The organism is Pseudoflavonifractor capillosus (genome assembly GCF_016902575.1).
Lineage (GTDB): Bacteria > Bacillota > Clostridia > Oscillospirales > Oscillospiraceae > Enterenecus > Enterenecus capillosus_A.
Window position 1 is genome coordinate 90581 of record NZ_JACSNZ010000006.1, and the last position, 15367, is coordinate 105947.

The 15367-nt window shown below is 59.4% G+C and carries 14 protein-coding genes; 5 read left to right on the plus strand and 9 right to left on the minus strand.

Features of this window, described 5'->3' with window-relative positions; all coding sequences use genetic code 11:
- The first annotated feature begins 22 nt into the window (after nt 1-22).
- On the plus strand, nt 23-1210 hold the full coding sequence (metK, locus tag H9X86_RS04085) for a methionine adenosyltransferase (RefSeq protein ID WP_204900305.1): 1188 nt from the start codon (nt 23-25) through the stop codon (nt 1208-1210).
- 151 nt (nt 1211-1361) lie between these two features.
- Here the strand turns inward: metK and H9X86_RS04090 are convergent, their stop codons facing one another.
- Entirely contained in the window at nt 1362-1613 is a 252-nt protein-coding gene (locus H9X86_RS04090; RefSeq protein ID WP_204900306.1) for a helix-turn-helix domain-containing protein, read from the minus strand.
- A gap of 157 nt (nt 1614-1770) precedes the next feature.
- Between H9X86_RS04090 and H9X86_RS04095 the strand changes: the two genes are divergently transcribed.
- Nucleotides 1771-2247 (plus strand): hypothetical protein, encoded by a 477-nt coding sequence (locus tag H9X86_RS04095; RefSeq protein WP_204900307.1) that lies wholly within the window; start codon nt 1771-1773, stop codon nt 2245-2247.
- A 37-nt stretch (nt 2248-2284) separates the two neighbouring features.
- Here the strand turns inward: H9X86_RS04095 and feoB are convergent, their stop codons facing one another.
- From feoB to H9X86_RS04125, 6 genes are all read right to left on the minus strand, one after another.
- Nucleotides 2285-4096 (minus strand): ferrous iron transporter B, encoded by a 1812-nt coding sequence (gene feoB / locus H9X86_RS04100; RefSeq protein ID WP_204900308.1) that lies wholly within the window; start codon nt 4094-4096, stop codon nt 2285-2287.
- A gap of 3 nt (nt 4097-4099) precedes the next feature.
- Nucleotides 4100-4351: a FeoA family protein gene (locus tag H9X86_RS04105; protein WP_204900309.1), complete on the minus strand. Its 252-nt coding sequence runs from the start codon at nt 4349-4351 to the stop codon at nt 4100-4102.
- Between the two features lie 128 nt (nt 4352-4479).
- Nucleotides 4480-6393: a bifunctional metallophosphatase/5'-nucleotidase gene (locus H9X86_RS04110; RefSeq protein ID WP_346011435.1), complete on the minus strand. Its 1914-nt coding sequence runs from the start codon at nt 6391-6393 to the stop codon at nt 4480-4482.
- 125 nt (nt 6394-6518) lie between these two features.
- Entirely contained in the window at nt 6519-7406 is an 888-nt protein-coding gene (locus H9X86_RS04115) for a rhomboid family intramembrane serine protease (protein ID WP_243416822.1), read from the minus strand.
- 90 nt (nt 7407-7496) lie between these two features.
- A complete protein-coding gene (gene pepT, locus H9X86_RS04120; RefSeq protein ID WP_204900310.1) occupies nt 7497-8732 on the minus strand; it encodes a peptidase T in 1236 nt (411 codons plus the stop codon).
- Between the two features lie 52 nt (nt 8733-8784).
- On the minus strand, nt 8785-9906 hold the full coding sequence (locus tag H9X86_RS04125; RefSeq protein WP_204900311.1) for a tRNA(Met) cytidine acetate ligase: 1122 nt from the start codon (nt 9904-9906) through the stop codon (nt 8785-8787).
- 171 nt (nt 9907-10077) lie between these two features.
- Between H9X86_RS04125 and H9X86_RS04130 the strand changes: the two genes are divergently transcribed.
- Nucleotides 10078-11271 carry an acetate/propionate family kinase gene (locus tag H9X86_RS04130; RefSeq protein ID WP_207752598.1) on the plus strand — a complete coding sequence of 398 codons (1194 nt, stop codon included), beginning with the start codon at nt 10078-10080 and terminating at the stop codon, nt 11269-11271.
- A 58-nt stretch (nt 11272-11329) separates the two neighbouring features.
- Here the strand turns inward: H9X86_RS04130 and H9X86_RS04135 are convergent, their stop codons facing one another.
- Complete coding sequence (locus H9X86_RS04135) at nt 11330-12139, minus strand: hypothetical protein (RefSeq protein ID WP_204900312.1); 810 nt, start codon at nt 12137-12139, stop codon at nt 11330-11332.
- Nucleotides 12140-12253: 114 nt separating this feature from the next.
- Nucleotides 12254-13600: an NADP-specific glutamate dehydrogenase gene (gene gdhA / locus H9X86_RS04140; RefSeq protein WP_204900313.1), complete on the minus strand. Its 1347-nt coding sequence runs from the start codon at nt 13598-13600 to the stop codon at nt 12254-12256.
- A gap of 274 nt (nt 13601-13874) precedes the next feature.
- Between gdhA and H9X86_RS04145 the strand changes: the two genes are divergently transcribed.
- Both H9X86_RS04145 and H9X86_RS04150 read left to right on the plus strand, forming a co-directional pair.
- The gene (locus H9X86_RS04145) at nt 13875-14774 is read left to right on the plus strand and encodes an RluA family pseudouridine synthase (protein WP_204900314.1); all 900 of its coding nucleotides are present in this window, start codon (nt 13875-13877) and stop codon (nt 14772-14774) included.
- A 10-nt stretch (nt 14775-14784) separates the two neighbouring features.
- Nucleotides 14785-15363: a rhomboid family intramembrane serine protease gene (locus H9X86_RS04150; RefSeq protein WP_204900315.1), complete on the plus strand. Its 579-nt coding sequence runs from the start codon at nt 14785-14787 to the stop codon at nt 15361-15363.
- The last annotated feature ends 4 nt before the right edge of the window (nt 15364-15367 follow it).

Here is a 15367-nt window from a genome sequence, read left to right on the forward strand (position 1 = left end):
TACTTTGAAAGGAAGATTACTTATGGCAAGACGTTTTTTCACCTCGGAGTCTGTCACCGAGGGACATCCCGACAAGATCTGCGACCAGATTTCCGATGCCGTTCTGGACGCTATGCTGGCCCAGGACCCCATGGCCCGTGTGGCCTGTGAGACCACCGTGTCCACCGGCCTGGTACACATCATGGGTGAGATCACCACCTCCTGCTATGTGGACATCGCCAAGATCGCCCGGGAGGTCATCCGGGACATCGGCTACGACCGGGCCAAGTACGGCTTTGACTGCGACACCTGCGGCGTGGTACTCAACATCGACGAACAGTCCCCCGACATCGCCATGGGCGTGGACAAGGCTCTGGAGGCCCGGGAGGGCGAGATGACCGACGAGCTGGACGGCGGCGCCGGGGACCAGGGCATGATGTTCGGCTACGCCTGCCGGGAGACCGAGGAGCTGATGCCCCTGGCCATCTCCCTGTCCCACAAGCTGGCCCAGCGGCTCACCGCCGTGCGCAAGGACGGCACCCTGGACTACCTGCGTCCCGACGGCAAGTCCCAGGTCACCGTGGAGTATGACGAGAACCGCAACCCTGTGCGTGTGGATGCCGTGGTCATCTCCACCCAGCACAGCCCCGAGGCCACCCTGGAGCAGATCCGGGCTGACATGGTGGAGCACGTCATCCGTCCCACCATCCCCGCCCACCTCATGGACGAGAACACCAAGATCTACGTCAACCCCACCGGCCGCTTCGTGGTGGGCGGTCCTCAGGGCGACTCCGGCCTCACCGGGCGCAAGATCATTGTGGACACCTACGGCGGCTCCGCCCCCCACGGCGGCGGCGCCTTCTCCGGCAAGGACCCCACCAAGGTGGACCGCTCCGCCGCCTACGCCGCCCGCTGGGTGGCCAAGAACGTGGTGGCCGCAGGCCTGGCCCAGCGCTGCCAGGTGCAGCTGGCCTACGCCATCGGCGTGGCCCGTCCCGTGTCCGTGCTGGTGGACACCTTCGGCACTGGCAAAGTGTCTGACGAGGTGCTGGAGCAAGCCGTGAACCAGGTCTTTGACCTGCGTCCCACCGCCATCATCAATCGCCTCGACCTGCGCCGTCCCATCTACCGCCAGACCGCCGCCTACGGCCACTTCGGCCGTCTCGAGCTGGATCTGCCCTGGGAGAAAACCGACATGACCCAGGCTCTGCTGGACGCCTGCAACCGCTAATCTCCAGAAGTCCTAAACAATTTTATCTAAATAAGGCAAAAAACGTGAGTAAGGGCCCATACTTTAATGGTCCTCACTCACGTTTTTTCATACATGAATGTTCCCTTTTCCCTTGAAAGCCAAGGTGGCAACAGGCCTCTGCCCAGGCACATCAATCCTCTTCATCATCCTCGAAGGAATACTGATTGAGAGGTTCAAAATCTAAAAATTCAGCCACAGTCATGTTAAAGGCCAGCGCCAATTTATGCAACGTCTTGACCCGTGGATTTTTGGTCACACCCCGCACAATGTTGTCCAAAGTGGACTGTTTCACATTGCTCATGGAGGCCAGCTTGTTGATAGAAATTCCTCGTTCCTTGCAAAGCCCTCGAATACGCTGAACATACAACTGGTAATATTCCATAAAACTCCCCCCTGCAATCATTACCCATTTGCGGGTTGATGTGATGATAGCAACAAACCAGGGAGTTTTTACCCGAATACGGGTTGACTTTCGGAATATTTTTATTCTACAATAAAGTCATACCCGAATAGGGGTAATATCTTTAGGGGGGCGTCATATGTCAACGTGTACATTTTTTGGGCATCGTCAATGTCCTACTGGGCTAAGACCCCAACTACAAAGTGTTTTAATAGATTTAATTGTGACTCAGCGCGTACATACCTTCTATGTTGGAAACCAGGGCAGTTTTGAGTGCATGGTTGCCTCAGTCCTGGATAAACTTTGCCAGGAATATCCCAACATCACTTATGGCATTGTTTTTCCATGTCTACCCATAAAACAGCCAGTGGCCGAGACAGACACTGCAGGCAACTCTCGCTCCATAGTTCCAGAAGGGATTGAGAAGTTTGCCAAACCACTTTCCATTGATTGGAGAAACCGTTGGATGTTAGACCGGGCAGATTATGTCGTGACATATGTGACACATCCCTGGGGTGAGGCGGCCAAATTTGCGCAGCTGGCGCAACGGATGGGTAAGCGGGTGGTCAATCTGGATCCACCCAGCTCCATGATTTCATACATAGGAAGGCTATAAGAGGGGATTGCAACAAGAGGCTGACAAGTCCTAACCTTCACCCACCCAGCAAGCTGCCCGCAGCATTGACCAGAATGCACAGCCCCATGCCCAACAGGGTGGGCACCGCAATGGCCACCAGCGTCCACCTCACACTCTTGCTCTCCCGGTAGATGGTGAGACAGGTGGTGGAGCAGGGCCAGTGGAACAGGGCGAAGAGGAGGGTACACACCGCAGTGGTGGTATTCCACCCCTGCTCCACCAAAAGCCCATGTACCCCGGCCAGCGCATCCCACTCCACCAAGCTGCCCTGGGCCAGGTAGGCCATGAGCATCACCGGCATGACAATTTCGTTGGCGGGCCAGCCCAGGATAAAGGCGGTCAAAATCACCCCGTCCAGCCCCATCAGCTGCCCCACTGGCTCCAAAAATCCAGTGATGTGGGCCAGAATCGTAGTGTCTCCCACGGTGAGGTTGGCCAGCAGCCAGATGACACCCCCCGCAGGGGCGGCGATGACCACTGCCCGGGCCAGCACAAACACCGTGCGGTCTAACAGGGAGCGCACCACCACCTGCCCCACCCGAGGGCGGCGGAAGGGTGGCAGCTCCAGCACAAAGGCGGAGGGTGTCCCTTTCAGCACGGTGGCGGTGAGCAGTCGTGTGCAGCCCAAGGTGGCTGCCACCCCCAGCAGCATGACCCCCAATAAAGCCGCCGCTCCTGCAAGGCTCCCCCCCTCCCCCACCAGGAAGAGGGTGATGAGGGCCAGCAGGGTGGGAAATTTTCCATTGCAGGGCACCAGGGAGGCGGTGAGCATGGCCGCCAGCCGCTCCCGGGGGCTGTCGATGATGCGGCACCCCGTCACCCCGCAGGCTGTACAACCCAAGCTCATACACATGGTGAGTGCCTGTTTCCCGCAGGCCCGGGCCTTTTGGAAGGCATGATCCAGAACAAAGGCCACCCGGGGCAAATAGCCCAAGTCTTCCAACAGGGTAAACAGGGGGAAAAAGATCGCCATGGGGGGCAACATCACCGACACCACCCATGTGGTCACACCGTACACCCCATCCAGCAAGAAGGCACGGAGCTGAATGGGCCACCCCTGGGTCCACACCTCCAGTTGACCTCCCAGCCAGTCAAAGCCCTGGGACAGCAGGGACGAGGGCAGATTCGCTCCAGCCACCGTCAGCCACATCACCACGGTGAGCAGCACCAGCATCAACGGGATGGCAGTGCCCCGGCTGGTGAGCCATTTGTTCCACCGTTGTTGACGGCGGGCACCGGACGTGGGGGTGGTATCCACCGCCTGCCCAGCATAGTCCTGGGCTGTGTGCACCCGCTCCATAGGGGGCTGGGGGGTGCGTGCCTGCCCAGTGATCTCTCCCATGGCCAGACGGGCCATCACCTCCCGCAGATGATCCATCCCTGCCCCGGTACCAGCCGATATACCCACCACCGGCACGCCCAGCCGCTGCTCCAGTCCTTCCAAATCCACATTCACGCCCAGGCGAGCGGCTTCATCCAAGAGGTTGACACACACCACCACATTGCCTGTCACCTCCAGTACCTGGAGGGCTAAAATGAGATTGCGCTCCAGACAGGTGGCATCACACACCACCACCACCCCCTGGGCCTGGCCGTGGAGCAGATAGTCCAGGGCCACATCCTCCTCCGGGGAGGAGGTTTGCAGAGAATAGGTACCAGGCAGATCCACAACCGTCACCGTCTTCTCCTCCCACGAGAATGTGCCTTTGGCCACATCCACCGTCTTGCCTGCCCAGTTCCCGGTATGCTGGTGAAGCCCGGTAAGGGCATTGAATACCGTGGATTTTCCCACATTGGGGTTGCCCACCAGGGCAACACAGGGGCCCATTGCTTATGCCCCCCGCTGGTGCACCGGGCGCAGCGTGATCTCCCGGGCATCTGTCTGGCGCAGGGCGATGAGCGCCCCTCGAATGAGATATGCACAGGGGTCCCCCGCCGGACTGCGGGCCATACACGTCACTCGAGTTCCTGGGATAAGCCCCAGATCCTGCAAGCGGTGCTTGAGGGCCAGGTGGGTGGACACAGACTCCACATATCCGCTCTCCCCCTCCTCCAGCTCCGCCAAATTCCATTGTTGATCCATAGGATTTCTCTCCTTTCCCGGCTCCCCTGGTGGGATTCCGGCACTTCATCCTATGGGGTTCCTGTCTCTGGGGTGTTAGACAAAGGCCCTGTGCCCAGAGCTCGTCTCTGGGCACAGGGCCTTTTATTTTACATCTTTTCCCCCGCTGGGTACGGGTTTTTTCTCACACGGCGGAGAATCCATTTTCTCAACAGAAGCACCACAACGATGAGCAGTACCAACACCAGCACCAGGGCCAGAATGGCCACCGCTGTGGGCAGACCTGCATTCTTCAGCAGGCTCACTGGATTCCAGCTGGCGTATACCTGCTTGCGCCCGTCAGTCTGTCCATACTTGGGGTCCATCTCCCCGCCCATGGACTGGAGATAGCCCGCCACAGCCTGCCACTCCTTCACCTCTGCGCCCTGGGCGTCGTGGAGAATGTAGTCCTCCAGCTGGTCCACAGCGATGGGATTGCCCTGGGCATCCCGAGGGGTGACGGTGAGGATGCCAAAAGAGGTGTCCTCCACCGCTCCCAGCATCTGCCCAATGTACAGACCCGTCACCACATGGTAGAGCTGGTCATCCACAATGGGCTCGGTGACGCCATCCTTCCGCACCAACTCCACATGGTCCACCTTATCAAAAATCATCCGGTTGGTGTTGAAGGAGTACTTCACCCCCGAATAGAACAGCTGGGCTGCCGACATCAAGGGCGGTACCGAAGCATCCACCTCAATGGCATTTTTCAAATCCTTCCCAGTGAGGTATACCGAGATGAGAGGATAGCCGGGCACACCGTCTGCTCCGATACCCAGGGAGGCCACATTGAACACCTGGGACACGGTGATCTGCCCTTTGGGGAAGGTGTCCCGAATGACACCGGAGGCGGTGAGGGCCACGTCCACAGGGTCCTGGCTGGCTCTGTTGCCCGCCCAATAGTAGGCATCGGACAGCAAATTCCCCAGGGTGGACTCGTGCTGGGTGGCGTACACCTCATCCACCGACTCAAACTGGTAGGGGTTGTTCACCAGCACCTGGTCAAACTTCATACCGAACTGGGCCAGATAGTCCTGCTCCACCTGGGCTTTGGCCTGCTCGATCCACTGTGCCATCTCCGGATCCTCGGGGACACTTTCATCCACCGCCAGCAGTTGATTGCTCTCCAGAGACAGCTTCCCCCCACTACGGGTAAGGGTGAGTACTCCCAGGTTTTGGCCATTCTCTCCGGCAGAGACGATGTAGGTGCCGTTGACCTCAATGGGCTGCTCCAGAGTGGTGTGGGTATGGCCGGAGATGATCACGTCAATGCCATCCACCTTTTGGGCCAGCTCGTAGTCCTCTCCCTTCCCGTTTTCGGTGCCCGAGTGGGACAGGCAGATCACCACCGGATCCTGTCCGTAGGCGGTCTGGCACTGCTGGGTGGCCTCTTTCACCACCCGCTGGGCGGTTTCCGCCGGGTCAGCCAGCTCCATGCCCGACATGGGGGCACACTCGTCGGAGTCCAACCCAGTGATGCCAAAAATGACATAGCACACCCCGCCCCGCTCCAGGATCAGATAATCCTGCACCCCGTAGGTATACAGCGCATCCCAGGTGTCGTCATCCCCCTGGGGCGGCAGATAATTGGACTCCACAATGGCGGGCAGAGGATCCCCGCTATTCACAGCGGCGTACAGCATGGACCCCAGGCCGGAGGCTCGGTAGTCAAACTCATGGTTGCCGAAGGTGGTGGCATCATACCCCATCTGGCCCATGGCCCGGAGTTCCAAAGCAGAGGTGGCATAGGCGGTCTGGAACAGACTGCCCATGGAGAAATCCCCGCCGTCCAGCACCAGAGCGTCAGGGTTTTCCTGCCGCTGCCCGTCAATGAGGGTTTTCAGCCGGGCGTAGCCTCCGCTGGAGCGTCCATTCTCTCCCTGCTTTGGAAGAAAGCTGGAGTGCATATCGTGGGTATATAAAATGGTGATCTGATCCGCCGTCTCCGTGGCAGCCCACCCCTGGGACACACTCAGGGACAGGGCCAAGGCCAGCAGCATCACCAGGCAAAGCAGCCGTCTCACGGTGCATTCCTCCTGTCTAAACCTGTTTTTAATTGCCTTATTATACCGTACTCCTGCTCAAAGCACAAGTGGGGCGAACAGCCGAGGTCACCCTCCGCCGTCCGCCCCGCCTGGTTTGCAAACGGTCAATCCTTGTGGATGTGCACGTGGTTATTGATATGGTTGGCGCAGTAGCAATAGTAGCCATCACACTTGGAGCAGTAGCGGAACTCCATATCCGGGTCGTCGGCATCGGTGATGCCGCACACTGCGCACTTGTGGTGGTACCCCTTTGTCTCCTGGGCCTTTTTCTGGGCCTGCTTGAAGTGGATCACCTTGGGGTTGGTCTTGTGGCGGACAATGCCCAGCTTGGTCTGCCAGAAGGGCCAGGTGAAGATAAAGAAGTTGGCGAAGCTGGCCAAAGGTACCAGGGCCAGCATCCAAAAGCCCAACCGGGCCATGGTCACCATGTCCACCGCCACCAGCACCACATCAATGAGGGCCATCCACTTCATCTTCACCGGCACCACAAAGAACAACAGCACCTGAAGCTCCCCGTACATCAACGCCAGCACCAGGAAAATGGATAGGTTCAGGTAGTAACCCAGGCTGATGGGAGAAATGTAGTGGGTCAGATTCATCTGAAGGATGCCCATCCCCATACCCACGATCACCGATAACACCATACCGCTGAGATAGAACAGGCTAAACCGGGCAGTTCCCCACTCCCGCTCCAGCATGGCGGCGATCCAGTAATAGAAATAGCAGCTCAGCAGCAGCATAAAGGGGCTGGAGGCGTAGGGCACCACCACCCAAGTCACCAGCCGCCACACCTGGCCCTGGAGAATATAGGCGGGGACAAACTCCAGGAAGTTTACCCAGCTCTGGCGAAACATCAGTCCGGAAAGCATATCCACCAGATACACAGCAATCTGCGCAAAGACAATGATTTTCATCAGGTTGGGTATGCCGAAGTTGGGATGCTTGGCACAAAAGCGATCAATGGGGCCGTAGCCACGATTTCGATAGATCAACGCAAAGTCCTCCTCCCCACAGGGGATCATTGTCCGGGCACACCTGCGCCCGGGTTGGGTTTCATTGTACCGTAACTGGCTGAAAAAACATCAACAATTTGTAAATGTTTTCCCGTGAATCTCCGCCAGGTGCACCAGGATGTCCACCACGGCGTCCATGTCCTCCACAGTGATGCACTCCAGGGGGCCGTGGAAGTTGTACCCGCCGGTGCCCAAGTTGGGACAGGGCAGCCCCATAAAGGACAGCCGAGCCCCGTCGGTGCCGCCCCGGATGGGCTCCACCTCTGGAGTGACCCCAGCCTCTTCTGCCGCCTTTTGGGCGTTTTCAATGAGGAACATACAGCCCTCCAGCTTCTCTTTCATGTTATAGTAGCTGTCCTGCATGGTCAGCACCACCTGGGCGGTGGGATATTTGGCCTGGATGGCCTCCACCGCCTGGCGCATCTGGGTCTTGCGCTGCTCAAACTTGGCCCGGTCGTGATCCCGGATGATGTAGTCCATGTGGACCCAGGCCGTGGTGCCCTCCAGCCGGTCCAGGTGGAAGAAGCCCTCATACCCTTCCGTGTGGGCGGGGGTTTCCTGGGCGGGGAGCAGCCCGTTGAGCTCCTGGGCCAGAAGGATGGCATTGACCATGATGTCCTTGGCGGAACCGGGATGGACGGACACACCGGTGATGTCCACCTTGGCAGAGGCGGCATTGAAGTTCTCATATTCAATGGAACCAGCGGCTCCGCCGTCCACAGTGTAGGCGTACTGGGCACCGAAGCCTGCCACATCGAAGTGGTTGGGACCCTCGCCGATTTCCTCGTCGGGAGTGAAGGCCACACAGATGGGGCCGTGGGGCACCTCCCCGGACAGCAGACGCTCACACAGGGTCATGATCTCCGCAATGCCCGCCTTGTCGTCGGCTCCCAGCAAGGTGGTACCGTCAGCGGTGATGAGGGTCTTGCCCTTGAGGTCTGCCAGGAAGGGGAACTCCTCAGCCCGGATCACCCGGCCCTCCTGGGGCAGTACCACGTCGCCGCCGTCATAGTTCTCGTGGAAGATGGGGTTGACGTTCTCCCCGGAGAAAGCAGGGGCGGTGTCCATGTGGGCCAAAAAGCCCAGGGCGGGTACCTGCTCCAGACCGGGAGTGGCGGGAATGTGTCCAGTGACAATACACCACTGTTCATCCGCCTTCACGTCCTGCACACCCAGATCTCGAAGTTCCTGCTCCAGCACCCGGGCTAAATCCCACTGGATGGGGGTGGAGGGGGTAACCCCGGTGTCCTCGCTGGACTGGGTGTGAATTTTGGCATACTTCAAAAAGCGTTCATAGGCACGCATGACAATACTTCCTTTCCTTTGCGGTTTCAGTGCCCCATATCATACTACATTTTTACTCCTCACGCAAGATAACCGGACTGGTACACCACTCCGCCCCGCAGGGGGTGACATCTCGGCGGCAAAGGGCATAAAAGTCGGTGCATCGGGCCTCCAGCTCCATGAGAGGGATGCCCTTGCCATGGGTGGGCTTGGTGACGACTGGGGTGGAGCCGTCCAGGCGGCGCAGCACCTCCAGCCCCCGCCCATTGGCCCCCAGCACCCGCAGATAGGGCACCTGGGCGGGACGGTCTTCCGCCCGCAGTCTCAAAGCCCCCCACAGCACCGCCCGGCGAATGCGGGCGTGGGCGTAGCGCTTGGTCTTGGCTAAATCATAGATCTCCTCCAGGCTGGTGCCCTGGCGCACTGCACGGTACAGCCGCTGGGCCAGCCCCTCCCCGCAGTCGGGAATCTGTTCCCAGTCCGCCACCTCCAGCTCCCGCAGCCGGGCCAGCATTCCCCGCTGGTTGTGCTCCAAAAAAGCCGGGTTATCCAGCGTGACCGACCCGGAGCGAATCTGCTGACGTACATAGGAGGCGGATGGATACTGGGGGTGGTGGCCACCGTCGTGACCTGCCCCCACCCGGTGTACAGGGTAAATCCGGGCGTTCAACCCCAGGTGTCTGGCTGCCCGCAGGTACTCCACCCCCAGGTTGTCGTTGGCGTTGCCCAGGCAGGCCGCCCCTTGCTCCCCCAACAGCTCCCGGGCCGCCAGGTGGCGGCACTGGGCAAAGGGCAGCCCCTGGGCCAAAAAGGGCTGGAGGGCCTGGGTAAAGGCGGGGGTGTCCAACACATCAGCCACCCGCTCCAGGGCTGTCCCGTCCCCCGTCTCACTGCCAAAGGAGAGGGCGGTGGCGCCTGCGGCCTGGAGCACACCTACGCCGCCCCGGGCGAAGGTCTCCGCCGAGGACACCGCCCATACGGTGGGAATCTCCAGAATCAGATCCGCCCCGCCTTCCAGCGCCATTTTAGCTCTGGCCCACTTATCGGTGACGGCGCAGTCCCCCCGCTGGACAAAGTTTCCACTCATGGCACACACCACGGCGCACTCCCCTGCCTGCCCACGGGCGGCAGCGATCTGGTGCCGATGTCCGTTGTGGAAGGGGTTGTACTCTGCCACGATGCCCACAATTTCCATGCTTCATCCCTCTCTCTGGGTGCAATTTTACACATATCTTACCAATCGTAAAGAAAAGCCCTTGCGGATTCCAATTTTCAGCATTATAATAGATGCGGTTTTTATTGTATTATACTTCCCGCCGGGAAGCAAACACAATTTTATTTTACACAAATATAAGGAGTGTCAATCATGAAAGTTCTCGTGATCAACGCCGGCAGTTCTTCCCTGAAGTACCAGCTGCTGGACACCGACAACCAGGAAGTTCTGGCCAAGGGCCTGTGCGAGCGCATCGGCATCGACGGCAAGTTCACCTACAAGGCCCCCGGCAAGGAGACCATCGACGCTGCCGACGTGGCCATGCCCACCCACTCCGAGGCCATCCAGGCTGTGCTCAATGCCCTGGTGGATGAGACCAACGGCGTGATCTCCTCCATGAAGGAGATCGAGGCTGTGGGCCACCGTGTGGTGCACGGCGGCGAGACCTTCGCCTGCTCCGTGAAGATCGACGAGAAGGTCATGGCCGCCCTGGAGGAGTGCATCCCCCTGGCCCCCCTGCACAACCCCGCCAACATCACCGGCATCCGTGCCTGTGAGGCTGTCATGGGTAAGGACGTGCCTCAGGTGGGCGTGTTTGACACCGCCTTCCACCAGACCATGCCCGCCAAGGCCTACACCTACGCCCTGCCCTATGAGTACTATGAGCAGGATAAGGTGCGCCGCTACGGCTTCCACGGCACCAGCCACAAGTATGTGGCTCAGCGTGCCGCCGCCATGCTGGGCAAGCCCCTGGAAGAGCTGAAGCTCATCTCCTGCCACCTGGGTAACGGCTCCTCCATCACCGCCATTGACGGCGGCAAGAGCGTGGACACCACCATGGGCTTCACCCCCCTGGCCGGCGTTCCCATGGGCACCCGTTCCGGCGACCTGGATGCCGGCATCCTGGAGTACCTGATGAACAAGCACAACATGAGCGTGGACGAGATGCTCACCGTGCTCAACAAGAAGTCCGGCGTGCTGGGCGTGTCTGGCGTGTCTTCCGACTTCCGTGACCTCACCGCCGCTGCCCAGCAGGGCAATGAGCGTGCCGCTCTGGCCCTGGATATGTTCTGCTACTCCGTGAAGAAGTACATCGGCGCCTATGCTGCCGCCATGGGTGGTGTGGACGCTGTGATCTTCACCGCCGGTGTGGGCGAGAACTCCGCCGAGGAGCGTATGTCCATCGCCTCCGGCCTGGAGTTTATGGGCATCCACATGGACCCCGAGGCCAACAAGGTCCGTGGCAAGGAGACCGTGGTCTCCACCCCCGACTCCCCCGTCAAGGTGCTGCTCATCCCCACCAACGAGGAGCTGATGATCGCTCTGGACACCGCCGAGCTGGCCTAAGTCCCAAGCATAAAAAATTCCGGTGCAGCCGCAGTTGCACCGGAATTTTTTGTTTTCATCAGCTGGCGGCAAGATCCTGGAAGGTCTGGGCGGTGCGATAGAGGTACACCAGATGGATCACACTGATGACCACCATGGCAATGGCAGCAGCCAGAACCACCAGCAGTCCAATGACAATCACGGTGAAAATCACCCCGATCACCAGGGCAACCGTGGCACCCAGCATCCACTTCCACAGTTTTCTCCACTTCTCACTCAGCTCATTGTCCGTCCCCTCCAGCACATCGGCGTGGGCATTGAACTCATAGTAGCACCCCAGCATGGCCACAACGGCAACCACGCCTGACATCAACAGCGCAAACCCCTCATGCTGGACGAAAATAGCTCCCACATTGAAAAGGGCCAAGACCAGATTCAACACCCCTGCTGTGCGGTATTTCTCCTCCTCACAAGTCAGTTTCAGCAGGAGCACACCGTACACCACCGTACACGCCACCGCCAAAAACTGTCCAAACATCTGCCAGGCCGGGATCCACTGCTCGATCACTCCGGCAATGGTGTTGGGAATAAAGATCCAGAACAAGATCCACAGCCATTTGGCCATGTAGGTGCCCTTTCTCTTCATCTCCTGCTGATATTCCAGCACCGCCTTCTTCTGTGCCAGACGGAACTGGGGAGCCGTATCCTTCCCCCGGTACACACCGCACTGGGCGTGGAAGGTGCAGCTTTGGCAGGACTCATGTCCCTTCTGCCGACAGCACAGGGCCAGCTTACACTCCCGGCTGGCCTGCTCCAGACAGCCCCGGCAGCCGGTGTCCGCCCGATACCCGCACTCTTGACAGCTTTTTCCACAGTAAGTGTGACTCATGGCGCTACCCCCTTTGTTTAGGTTGACCATATTGTACCATAGAGCATAGGAACAAACAACCCCCGCCCGGTGCAAGAGCACCGAACGGGGGTTGCCTTGTAGCATTTCCGGTTATTAGCAAACACCCTGCCACAGCATGGCGTCAGCCACTTTCAGGAATCCGGCGATGTTGGCACCGGCCTGGATGTCGCCCTTCATGCCGTACTTCTCAGCGGCATCGGCACAGGCCTTGTAGATGCCCTCCATGATGTTCTTCAGCTTGCCATCCACTTCCTCGAAGGTCCAGCTGATGCGGCCGGAGTTCTGGCTCATCTCCAGGCCGGAGGTGGCCACGCCGCCGGCGTTGGAGGCCTTGGCGGGGGAGAACATCAGGCCAGCACCCTTGATGGCGGTGATGGCCTCGGGGGTGCAGGGCATGTTGGCGCCCTCAAACACACCGATGCAGCCGTTGGCAATCAGGGCCTTGGCAGACTCCTCATTGACCTCGTTCTGAGTGGCGCAGGGCAGAGCGATGTCGCAGGGCACGGTCCAGATGCCGGAGCAGCCCTCCACATACTTGGCGCTGGGCACATAGTCCAGGTAGGTCTTGATACGGGCACGCTTGACCTCCTTGATCTCCTGGATGACCTTATAATCAATGCCATTCTCGTCTACAATATAGCCGTTGGAGTCGGACATGGCGATGACCTTGCCGCCCAGCTGGGTGCACTTCTGGTTGGCGTAGATGGCCACGTTGCCGGAGCCGGAAATCACCACACGCTTGCCCTCAAAGGACTGGCCGTTGTCGTGGAGCTGGGCATCGGCGAAGTAGCACAGGCCGAAACCAGTGGCCTCGGTACGGGCCAGAGAGCCGCCATAGGACAGGCCCTTGCCGGTGAGAACGCCAGTCCACTCGTTGCGCAGCTTCTTGTACTGGCCGAACAGGTAGCCGATCTCACGGCCGCCCACGCCAATGTCACCGGCGGGCACGTCGGTGTCAGGGCCGATGTGGCGGTACAGCTCATTCATAAAGGACTGGCAGAAACGCATGATCTCCCCGTCACTCTTGCCCTTGGGGTCAAAGTCGGAGCCGCCCTTGCCGCCGCCCATGGGCAGGGTGGTCAGAGCGTTCTTAAAGATCTGCTCAAAGCCCAGGAACTTGATGACCGACAGGGTGACGGTGGGATGGAACCGCAGACCGCCCTTGTAGGGGCCGATGGCGGAGTTGAACTGGACACGGTAGCCACGGTTGACCTGCACCACGCCGTTGTCGTCCACCCAGGGCACCCGGAACATGACAGCCCGCTCGGGCTCCACAATGCGGCCCACGATGTTTTGCTGCTCGTAGCGGGGATCAGCCTCCACCACAGGTTCCAGAGACTCCAGCACCTCTTCCACAGCCTGGAGGAACTCCTTCTCGTGACCGTTACGGGCCTTCAGGCCCTCCATGACGGACTTCAGATATGCGTTGTTCAGAGACATATTTGCCAACATCCTTTCTGTTTGAAAGTGTGCGATTTAGCTTGCTACTGTATTGTACACCTTGCAAAAGGATTTTGCAACACTAAATGTTTGAACTTGCAGAAAAAACGGAATTATCGTTTACTCAGCCAAAATATGAATGAAAAGTTGCACATTTATACCAATCCCATGACAGAAATTATCCATTTAATCCCATTTTGTCCTGCAATTCTTGACGGATGGGGGCAGGAAGATTATACTACTGTATTGAATCATATGCCTGGGGAGGGATGGCATGGCTGCCCGATATTTGCAGATTCCCATTGGAGAAGAGCTCCACGGCCAGGAGGTCAACACCATCCTGCGGCGGACCCTCCACCTGTCTGGAACAGTGCTGCGGCGCATCAAGTGGCTGGACGATGGCATCACTGTGGACGGAAAGCGGGTGACGGTGCGCCATCGAGTCCAGGTGGGGGAAGTGCTATCGGTGCGCCTGACAGACCCCGTTTCCACCTCGGGCACCGTGCCAACCCCCGGCCCGTTGGATATTGTGTGGGAGGACGAGGATGTTGTGGTGGTCAACAAGGCCCCCGGTGTGCTGGTACACCCTGGCCATGGACATTTTTCTGACACCCTGGGCAACTTTCTCATGTACCACTACCAGCAAACCGGACAGGAGTGCGACTTTCACCCGGTCCATCGGCTGGACAAGGGAACTTCCGGGCTGCTGGTGGTGGCCAAGCACCCCCACGCTCAGGAGCAGCTCAAGCAGCAGCTCCACACCCCCCAATTCCGCCGGGTGTATCTGGCCATTTGCGACGGCCTCCCCCCAGCCCCTTCCGGCACCATCGACGCCCCCATTGGCCTGGCCCCGGACTCCAGGGCAAGAACGGTGTGTCCCCAGGGCCAGAGCGCCCGCACCCACTACCGGGTGGTGTCCGCCTGGGAGGGACACTCTCTGGTGGAACTGACTCTGGACACCGGGCGCACCCACCAAATCCGGGTACACATGGCGCATATTGGCTGTCCCCTCACCGGGGATTTTCTCTATGGGCAGGAGCAGCCGGACAAAATTGCCCGCCCTGCCCTGCATTCCCACCAGCTCAGCTTTACCCATCCCATCACCGGGGAGCCCCTGGCCTTCACCCAGCCCCTGCCCGGGGACATGGCCGCGCTGCTCCCCCACACGATCTGAGGTGTCTACCATGAAACGACCCACATTAAAGATTTCCTACAACGCCCCTGTCACCCTCACCTTCGCCCTGCTCTCCCTGCTGGCCCTCATTCTCAACGGGGTCACCGGCGGCTGGACCAACGCCCACCTGTTTTCCGTCTACCACTGCTCTCTGGCAGACCCTCTGGCCTGGGTGCGCTTTTTCGGCCATGTGCTGGGTCATAGCGGGTACTCCCACTATATCGGCAACATGGTGCTCATTCTGGTGCTGGGCCCCAACCTGGAGGACCGGTTTGGCAGCTGGAACGTGCTGTGGGCCATTCTTGTTACCGCCCTCATCTCGGGGCTGGTGCAGTTCATTTTCTTCCCCGGCACCGCCCTGCTGGGTGCCTCGGGCATCGTGTTTATGATGATCCTGCTCTCCTCCTTCGGTGGCGTGCGCAACGGCACCATCCCCACCACCCTGATTTTGGTGGCCATCTTCTACCTGGGGGACGAGATTTGGAACGGCATCTTTGTCCAGGACAATATCTCTCAGCTCACTCACATCATCGGCGGAGTGTGCGGCACCGTGTTCGGCTTTGCCCTGTCCAGCGGCAAAAAGCGATAACATT